Annotated in this window: 5 protein-coding genes; 1 reads left to right on the forward strand and 4 read right to left on the reverse strand. The window is 41.2% G+C overall.

The window, feature by feature from the left end; genetic code table 11:
* Nucleotides 1–11: 11 nt before the first annotated feature.
* The 4 genes from V7K25_RS26215 to V7K25_RS26230 form a co-directional block, all read right to left on the reverse strand.
* Nucleotides 12–2255 carry a dynamin family protein gene (locus V7K25_RS26215; RefSeq protein WP_335162043.1) on the reverse strand — a complete coding sequence of 748 codons (2244 nt, stop codon included), beginning with the start codon at nt 2253–2255 and terminating at the stop codon, nt 12–14.
* A gap of 122 nt (nt 2256–2377) precedes the next feature.
* Complete coding sequence (locus tag V7K25_RS26220; RefSeq protein ID WP_335162045.1) at nt 2378–4459, reverse strand: dynamin family protein; 2082 nt, start codon at nt 4457–4459, stop codon at nt 2378–2380.
* A gap of 90 nt (nt 4460–4549) precedes the next feature.
* Nucleotides 4550–4942, reverse strand: coding sequence for a hypothetical protein (locus V7K25_RS26225; protein WP_335162047.1), 393 nt, complete (start codon nt 4940–4942; stop codon nt 4550–4552).
* Between the two features lie 809 nt (nt 4943–5751).
* Nucleotides 5752–8982 carry a TIGR03032 family protein gene (locus V7K25_RS26230; protein WP_335162049.1) on the reverse strand — a complete coding sequence of 1077 codons (3231 nt, stop codon included), beginning with the start codon at nt 8980–8982 and terminating at the stop codon, nt 5752–5754.
* Nucleotides 8983–9246: 264 nt separating this feature from the next.
* On the opposite strand from V7K25_RS26230, the gene V7K25_RS26235 reads away from it, so the two are divergent.
* On the forward strand, nt 9247–10081 hold an 835-nt coding region (locus V7K25_RS26235), incomplete at its 3' end, for a DUF4347 domain-containing protein (protein ID WP_335162051.1).

The raw sequence follows: 10081 nt of genomic DNA on the forward strand, positions 1-10081 counted from the left end.
GTTCTTGTTGTTCATTTATCACTCAAAGTTGTGTAAGCTTCATTTACTAAGTGCATTTTCTCTTGTGCTTGCTTTTGCAGTTGCGGTTGATTAACAAACAAATCTGGATGCCATTTTTTTACTAAAGTTCGATAAGCCTGCTTTACCTCAGCCTGAGAAGTATTTGTTTGCAATCCTAAAATGCTGTAGGCGCGAGTAATCTTATCTTTTTCCGTTTGGGTTTTTGGCTGATTGGGTGCTTTGTTGCTTTGAGTTGTATTTTGCTGTTTGCCAGTTTGCGAACTAGGCGATGTCTGATGATAAGCTTTAGGGCTACGCATCTCTGCTTTCATTCGCGCTATTTCCTCATTGAGTTCCCACTCACGAAATTTTGCCTCTACCTCTTCTGGACGTGGAGAGGGAGAAGCTTTTGGCGGTGGTGGAGAAACAGATTTTACTCTTGTCTGAGTATTCTTAGCGGTATTTTCCTGTTTTTGCTTAACACCAGGATCTTTTTCAGGAGAAATTTTAACTCTCTCTGGCTGTGGCGAATATTTTTTATTAGTATTCGTGTATTTTGGTATTTCTTTATAAGGTTGATGGTTTGAGGATATTTTTACTTTTTCTAACTCTTGTAGCAACTGATTAAAATTGTTTTGCAATTGCTGTAAAGTTTCACGTTTTTTAGTAATCTCTAGCGGCTCTTGACTAATTTCAAAACAAATTACTTTTTCAGCTTTTTGTTCATATTCAGTCAAAATAGATAAGCCTTGACTACTGAAGGCAGATAAATAATCTTCAATTGCAGTTATACAAAGTTTAGCAGCTTCCTGATGATAAGATTCTTTTGCTAGTTGATCGTCTTGTTTTTGGATATTCTTGTTTAGCAAATAAGAAATACTCCCGACGACAGCAGCACCCACTGGGCCACCTAACAACCAACCAATACCGCCACCAACAGCGATAGAGCCAGGTTCACTTAAATCATCGGTATTGCTTGGCTTTGATGGTAATATTACTTGTGGTTCGCTAGGAAAGGAAATTATTAAATCTTGCGGTCGTTCTTCTTGGAAAAATTCGTAAGCTTGATAAAGCCATTTAACCGCAGCAAATTGTAATTGGATCAGGTCTTTTTTAAGAGTATTTGTTTGCCAATATTTAAAGTTATTTTCTGCCAATGCAACTGCCGCATCAGCTTGATATTTTGTGAGTAGCTTGGGTAATGCTAGCCAATCGCGTAACTCTCCTACGCTAGTAGAAAAACCTTTATAAATTAAGTTAGCGGCTTTTCGTTTAATTTCAATTTTAGTATTTGCTTTATCATCAAAAGATTTTATTTCAAGAGCAATCGGGTCAATTTTAGCTTTTAATGAGTATTGGATTTGAGAAGCGATCGCTTGCACTCTTGGCAAACGCACATTACCACGATTTGGTTGCAAAATCCCCACAATATTTTGCAAGGCTGTTTCAAAAGCCGCTAACCCGCTACTATTGGCAGCAGCAACATCACCTTTTAATCTGGCTCTTAAGGCAGGTAAAGCATCAACGCGATATAAATTACTAAAACCTGGAGGTAATTCGGCTCGAAAGCTTTCTGCAACAAACAGCAAGCGATTTTGAACCTGTTTTTGCTCATCAGGTTCGAGTAAGTTAAGAAAATTAGCGACAAAAATAACTGTTTTAATACCGCGATCTAATAGCCAATCTCGTAAGTTTTCCCGCTCGCCTAAAGTCATTAACTTACGTGCATCTAATAATTGTATAACTAAATCTGCACCTAAAAGTTGTTCTCGGACTAAATTATCTTGTTCGTCTCTATCATTGGTTCCCGGTAAATCGAGAAATTCTACACCTGTTTCTAAGAAAGGATGCGGGCAAAAAAGTTCTACAGATGCTACATCTTTTCGCATTTGTCTATTACCATCCAGAATAGCAAATTGCTGTAAAACTTCTGTGCCACTGCGATAGACTTCTGTACCGTCTACCAACATGATGCGAGTCCGCACATCAGAGCCATACTTGACAGTAATTGCTGCGCCTGTAGTGGGAATTAAATCAATTGGTAAGGTACGATTCCCTAGTATGGCATTCAGTAAGGTAGATTTGCCATGATTAAAGGGGCCAAATACCGCAATCCGAAAGCTAGGATTAACGAGATGATTGCAAATGGTAATTATATCTTGATGCAGTTGCGATTTGCGTTCTAAATTCAGTAACGCAGATGCAGATTTGAGAGAATCTGCTAAATTCTTATAACCTTCATATTTTTGTTCCATAGTTCCTCGTTCCCAGTCTCCGTCTGGTAATACAATTACCTCACATTCTTATAGTTATGGGAGGCAGAGCCTCCCAGTAGGTATTCCCAGCTTATAACTGGAAACGAGAGTAATGAGATTTATCAACTATAATAAGCTAATAAATTGCTGTACGCCGCCTCGATTTTTTGCAACTGAGCTATTACATCTTCTTGTAATTTTTTTAACCGATTGAATTCACCCTCACGATTTATTTCACGCGTTTCTTTTTGCTTAACTAGATTATCTAATTCAGATTTACGAGAGAGAATATCATCATTAATCCGCTTATTCACTTCTCTTTCGTAAGAGTCAAAACACTCTTTTACAGCATTGTATACAACCTGAGATTGTTCATGTGCGACTTGGGGAAGATGTTTAACTAACTCTTTCTTCGCTGTTTTAACTAACTCTTTACGCGCTTGATCTGCTTGCAAAAATCCGACTCCTAAACCTAGCAGTGCAAACCCGATAGGGCCAAGAAAAATACCTGTCACTGCTGTAATTATCCCGCCAATACCAATTACAGTAAAGTAGTTTAACAAGATATTTTTCCAATCAAATCCGGCTCCTGCTAATGCGAAACCAGCAAGATTTCCCTTAGACAGTGATAACAATCCCATTGCCCATTTTGCCCAGCCGGGAGAGTTATCTTCTTCAGGTGTAGTAGTAGTATTTATTTTGACGTTTTGTCCAGTGAGCTTTTCTGTGATTTGATCTGTAACTTGACTGTAAGATGCACCATATTCTGAAGCACTGCGAGAAAGTTCTTTAAAAGCTGCATTGATACCTTTTTCAGCAGTTAATGTCCAAGCAGCAGATTTGTCAGTGATATATTGCTCAAAGGCTTTTTGTAGCGCGGTGTTAAATGCTTCTCGTTTACCACTACTGAGAAAATCAAATAAATTCAATTCCGGCTGATAGCGTAAGAAATCAGTTTCAAAAGTATCACCTAAATTTAAAACGTAGCCGCGAAAAGATTCGGAAATCGTTCTTGCTTGAGTGTCTCTGGTATTGATAATTTCTTTTTGAAATTCATCTCGAATACCTGTGAGTTTATTAAACTCTGGTTCTACTGAATCAATACGTTTTTTTAATTCATTTACATCTTGGTCAAGTAATGGTATACGTCTAGCAACTGCTTCGCGGGTATGATTACAGGCAAGTCTTGCCAATGTTCTCACTTGACGGAGTTCTGCGATCGCACGTTCTCTGGTAAGAAAAGTATTAAGCGCTTCCATAAACTTTGGAAAGCCAGTCCCGTCTAAATCAGCCTGGGGATTTTTCAACCGTCGCCTGAGTGCTTGAATTGACGAAAGCTCAAACACTCTTTCGTCATAAATATTCTGACCTTCTACAGTACAATATTCTGCTAAGTTCGCGTTAAATACTTGGCGTAATCTATTCTCAGATGCTTGTAATTCTTCAACATCATCAGGATCAATCAATGATTCTCGCACCTGATCCCAAGCATTAACTAAGAAGAAAACTGTCAATCCTCGACCTTTGATATAATTTTCTAGGTAGCGACGCTCACCTAAAGTACAAGGTTGAGAAGCTCTCATTACAAACAAAATTGCATGGCAGTTATTTACATAACCTAAAGATAATTCGTTTCGGGCTTCTGTATCATTCAATCCTGGACTATCGACAATTTCAATTCCCTTTTCTAGTAACGTTAAGGGATACTCAACTACTGCATAATCAACATCGGGAAATGCTTGTTTTTTCTCCTGCTCTAGTTTTTTAGCTTCAGCCGGATCAATAGTATATTTATATTTAAAGTTCTGAAAATCTAGCTGTTGTGGGCTTTTTCCGTTATTAAAATGAATGGTAACCTTCTTTTCTGGGCCATAGCGTAAAACTGTTAAGACTGCGGTACAGGGGTTAACATCGCTCGGTAATAAGTTTTCTCCAATTAAGGCGTTGAGAAACGTACTTTTTCCGCGTTTCATATCGCCTAACACTAAAAGGCGAAATACACCTTGGCGGAGGTTTTTACTAGCTACTGTAATATCTTCGATATCTCGCTCTAAACTGAGTTTTCCTGATGAAGAGTCTCCAGCCAACTCAGCTTGATTAATTGTTTCGGCTAGTTTAGTTAAACATACAGACATCTGCGATCGCACTTGAGCAACGCGCTCTAAATCTTGGATAAATCTGTCAGTTGCTACCTGATCTATCATAACAGTACACCTTTATTAAACGATTGGTTTTTTTAGATTCCAAAAATAAATGGGCATCATTTATAGTGAATGATGCCTAATTTTTGCCAGTTACGCCGTCTGTTTAGAAGTTGCTTTTAAGTCTGCGGTGGATTTTAACCGGGTGATGGTGGCTTTACGAATCCGATCGCTTTTGCGTACTCCGCCTGTCATCTCGTATTCCCGGCTGTCTTTGCCATACTTCAACACTACACCACTGACTAAGCGTTCTGAAGTTTCGCGGATGGTCTTTTCCAGGGTTTCTATTTCTGCCTTTGCCGAGTCTAGGGCAGTTAGCATCATATTATACTGGTCAATCTGATTGCGGAGTTGCCCGATTAACTGGGTTAAATTTTTTAAACTGATAGAATCACCAAAGTCAAGGCTGGAATCAATCGATTTAAATCCGATTACTCTTTGTTCGGTTTTTTCTAGCACAGGAGAGGTTCTTTTTTGGCGTGGCATCAATGCATACCTTTTACTAAACTTTATCTTTCTAGAGTGGCTCAATGGGACAATGTAGTGGTTCAGTAAAGCTTGCAAAGAAATGTGTTTTTTGTAATAAGATTAGACTATTAGCTCAGTAATTACACGAGAACAGACAATAAATCGTTGAGAAAAGACTTGTGTTCTGCACGAATGGACTTGTGTTCTGAACGAATGGACTTGTGTTCTGAACGAATGGACTTGTGTTCTGGACGAATGGACTTGTGTTCTGAACGAATGGACTTATGTTCTGGACGAACGGACTTGTGTTCTGCACGAACGGACTTGTGTTCTGGACGAACGGACTTATGTTGTGGACGAATATCAAGTCTGGGTAATTAGTTATTATAATTCCCACAGTCATTGCACCCCTCCCCTTAGTAAGGCTACGGTGTATACACAAGTTTTGCCGCAGCCATATCTTTATTGATAAATCTCGCACTGCGTTTCTATCCCGCCGATGAACTTTAGTTCTGGGCGGGATGTCGGTGAGTGGGACATTATATTTGAATTTTGGGCATTGCTGAATTGCGGTATGAATCCAAATGTAGAGACATTGCAATTGCTAGTCTCTACAAGGATTTTGATATCATGCACAATCGTTTTCATACATCAATACGGTTCGGATAAGACTCGATCCCCCCAACCCCCCTTAAAAAGGCTTGCTCAAAATGGCTCTATTTCCCCCTTTTTAAGGGGGACTAAGGGGGATCTTTAAGACCTATGCACCTTAACTGAACCGTATTGTTTCATACATGAAATCAGCAACGCCGAATTTTGAAATATACTTAGCTCACCTCTATTGTTTTTGACGGGTTCCCAGCAGCATAAATCTCCCACATAGCAAAGTAGGCAAGTTCAAGATTACGGGTAAAGCGTGGCGTATCAAACAGAGGATAAGTGGTACGATTTTGTGCTAATCTCTGTTTGAGTTCTTGAAATGCCGCAGGAGAATGGCCTAAATGTATTGCCAATTGCTCATATTGTTCTAAGTTATTAGTAACTAGGTTTGGTAAACCAACTGCTGTCAGTAAACTAGCACTAACACGAGAAGAAAAGGTGTTTCCGATACAGGTGAGAACTGGTAAACCTGCCCATAAAGCATCACTAGCAGTAGTGTGAGCATTATAATATAGAGTATCTAGAAATAAGTCTGCAAATTGATGGCGGGCTAAATGTTCTGCTTTGGGGTAATATTGGGCAAAAATTAAGCGATCGCTATTAATTCCCCTAGCTTGGGCTTCTCTTTTGAGATTATCTTCAGCAGCAGGGAATTTGACAAGTAACCAGAGGACACTTCCGGGAACTGCGGCGAGAATTCTCATCCAAACATCGAAAATCTGCGGTTCAATTTTATAGTTGTTATTAAAGCAGCAAAAGACAAAACCCGATTCTGGTAAACCATACTGAGAACGAGTCACTGGGGTAGAAGCGATCGCTTGTTGATAATCGTTGACTTGATAACTGTGGGGTAAGGTGACTAGTTTTTCGCTAAAACCATCAGCAAATTCTGGCGGTGTGACTATTGGATCGCTAATAATATAATCGATAAAGTCAGCACCCATCGTTCCCGGATAGCCCAAATAGCTAACTTGAATGGGAGCAGGTTGTAAAGCTAAAATCGCACTGCGAGAACCAGCAGTGTAACCCTTGAGATCAATTAATATATGAATGCCATCATTATAAATCTGGCGGGCGCTTTCTTCTATAGATAAAGTAGTAATATCTCGGAAGTGTTCGCTGTTAACAACGATGTGTTGGCGGTATTCGCTATTGTCGTCTGTGCCGAAAGAGTAAGCAAATATCTCAAAATTAGCTTGATCGTGCAGGTTAAATAAGCTTTTCATCAAATGACTAGTAGCATGGTTGCGGAAATCATTGGACAAATAGCCAATGCGTAGCCGCCCATTCAAGGAACGGGAATGAGTAAAATTCAGAGATTGCTTTTCACTTGCCCATTGTGCTTTAATATTTTCTCCATGAGTCCGAGCTATTTTTAGCAAAAAAGTTCTGTCCCAAGGCTTGTATAAGGTATCAAAGGGGCCGATTGTTGTCGGTTTTTCTTTCTCAACCTCAGAGAGAGTTTGTTCCCAGATGCGGGTTAAATCAGACTGACGACTACGCCAATCGCAACTCATTTCTTTGAGGTAAAATAAGTAATTGAATGCTTCAGCCGAGTCGGGTTGCAGTTCTAAAACCTTTTCAAATGCGACTTTGGCTTCATCTACTTGACCATTGCTAGCGATCGCCAAAGATAACAGTGCTGAACCTAAGCGGATATAAGCTTTTATATAGTCTGGCTTGTAGCGAATAGCAGAACGATAACAAGCGATCGCACCTTGTAAATTCTCTTGTGCCTCTAATACAATACCCAAATTCAGATAAGCTTCTGCATACTCAGGATTTTTTTGTAAAGCCTCCTGAAACTTAGCAGCAGCAGTTGATAGCTTACCTTGCATTTGCCAAACTAGACCAAGATTATTGTGAGCAAAAGCATAGTTCGGGTTGCTGAGAATTGCAGACTGAAAATAAGCGAGCGCTTTTTCTAAGTTTTTCTGGGCTACTTCCACAATACCCAAATTATTGTATGCTTCTGTATATTTCGGGTTAATTATCAATGCCTGTTGGTAAGCCAGAACAGCTTGGTTAGTTTGTCCTTGATTGTCCATAATTACCCCCAACTGATACCAAGCGGGAGCATATTGAGGATATTGGCTAATTATTTGTTCGTATAAAGCGATCGCCTTTGTCAATTGTAGTTGTGTTTGTAAAGCTAATGCTTGTTGATAAAGTTGTTCTACGGCTGGGAATTGGTGCTGCGGGGTTGGCCATAACCAATCAGAATTAGGCCAGTCTTGATTCTGAGGCGCGATCGCAGAGATTATGTTGTCTTGATTTGCGTTATCAGTAAATTCTTGTGTAGGCGTTGACTTGTCAGTTCGCGCATTTCCCTCTATCAGAGGAGAACGTGGATCGAGGGTAATCAACTGTTGAATCTCCTCTGTATGGAATCCTAATGCTTGCGGGCGATGGACTCCTGGTAACACCTGCACATCATAAAGTTCCGTCACTTCTCCTTCTAGACGTAGCCAGTGGACAACTTCGCCGGTTTTCAAGTCAATGACCATCAATCCACATCGGGGTTCAGTATTTTTACTGGCTAAATTCTCATCCAGTTTTAAACCAGAAAAAGTTTTGTCGCGCGGCTTAGATAAGCCGACAATGGCATAATCGCCACTAAAAGCCAAACCACGCAGAAAACCGGGACAAAAAGCAACAGGCTGAAATACTCCATCAGAATCGATATAGCCAAATTCCCCCGTGCCAGCATTCAGCAACCACAACTTACCCTGATAAAATCGTGGGGCGTGAGGCATAGATAAACCTCTGGCAATCACCTCATCAGATTGAATATCAATAATACAACCCCCGCCTTGTCGCTGATCCCGCCAACCATCCACCACATCAGATTGACCACATAGGCTAACATAGCGAGGCTTTCCGGCTACCATCGCCAAACCATTGAGGTGACAGCGATCCTCAGAGACCAAACTAGAAATAAAAGATGGTTTCCATAAAGGAATGCAACTATGGCGATCGCTTACCGTTGCCAGACAATTTAATATAGTACTGATAAATACAATGCGTTCGTTATCAGCTTCTACCGCCAAATCATGAATATCTAAATCCCCAGTAGTATAAGCAATGCGGGGAATATACAGTTTGTCATAACCATCATAAAGTTGTCCTGGAGTCAGCACATTGTCTAACTGCCAGAGTTGGGATCTAGAACTGAGATAAATTCGTTCTGACGTAGCATATAACCCCATTGCGCGGTCAAAAACCCGCTCAAATCCCGATAATTGTCCGTGGGCGTTCACCCCTAACAGCATCAGACGCGAACTTTGATAGGTAGAGAAAGCCAGACTAATTTGCTCGGATTGCAGCCAGTCGATGAAATGACGCGAGGCGAGTATTTCTACAGGGAGAGCAGCTTTAGCAGTGGATTGTAGGATCATTGGCAAAAAAATATATAAGTTTTGACACTAGCGATAAACATTGCTAGAGTGTTTGGCGTTTAGTCTCTAACTATACATACATCCAAAATCAAGTCAATAGCTACGTAAAATTTATTAGAACATTTATCGCCCCTGTTCTTCGCCGCCGCAATCCTACTGAGGAGCTGAAAGATCCCCGACTTCTTTAAGAAGTCGGGGATTTGACCAGCAAGTGATTTTACTCAAGGTCAAATTAATACCAAACCAGGGAAATACTTAAACATCATGACCACTGCAAGTACCACAAAGCACACCCTAGTCATCATCGACTCAGCAATAGATGACCATCAAATACTTGCCCAAGGCATTTTACCCACAGCCAAAGTAATTACCCTCAACAAACACCAAGACGGCATCGCCCAAATCAGCAACCTTTGCAAAAACCATCCCGCAGCCAGTATCCAGATAATTGCCCACGGTAGCCCCGGCAACTTGCAACTAGGTAATAACCAACTAAACTTAGCCAACCTCCACACCTATCGCCAGCAACTACAACAATGGCAAGTCAGGGAAATCCTGATTTATGGGTGTGAAGTCGCCGCTGGAGAAACCGGAAAAACCTTCATAGAACAGCTACACCAATTCACTGGGGCAAACATTGCCGCCTCCGCCCAAAAAATCGGCAACACCCAACAAGGGGGAACCTGGGAACTAGAGGTGAACATAGGGCAAATTGCCTCCACCCTGGCTTTGCAACCAGAAATTAGGGAAGCCTACCCTGGAGTATTTGCCACCTTTGCCACTGCCACCAACTTCACCGTCGGGACTAGTCCTTCGTCAGTCACAGTTGGAGACTTCAACAGCGATGGCAAGCTCGACTTGGCTACTGCTAACTACAACAACACCGTCTCAGTGCTACTTGGCAATGGCACAGGGGGCTTTGCCACTGCCACCAACTTCACCGTCGGCATTTATCCCCGATCAGTCACAGTGGGAGACTTCAACGGCGACGGCTTGCTCGACTTGGCTACCGCTAATATCAACAGCAGCAACGTCTCAGTGCTGCTAGGAAACGGCACAGGGGGCTTTGCCACCGCCACCAACTTCACCGTCGGGACTA

The sequence above is a fragment of the Nostoc sp. genome, from assembly GCF_036919495.1.
In the GTDB taxonomy this organism is placed as follows: domain Bacteria; phylum Cyanobacteriota; class Cyanobacteriia; order Cyanobacteriales; family Nostocaceae; genus Nostoc.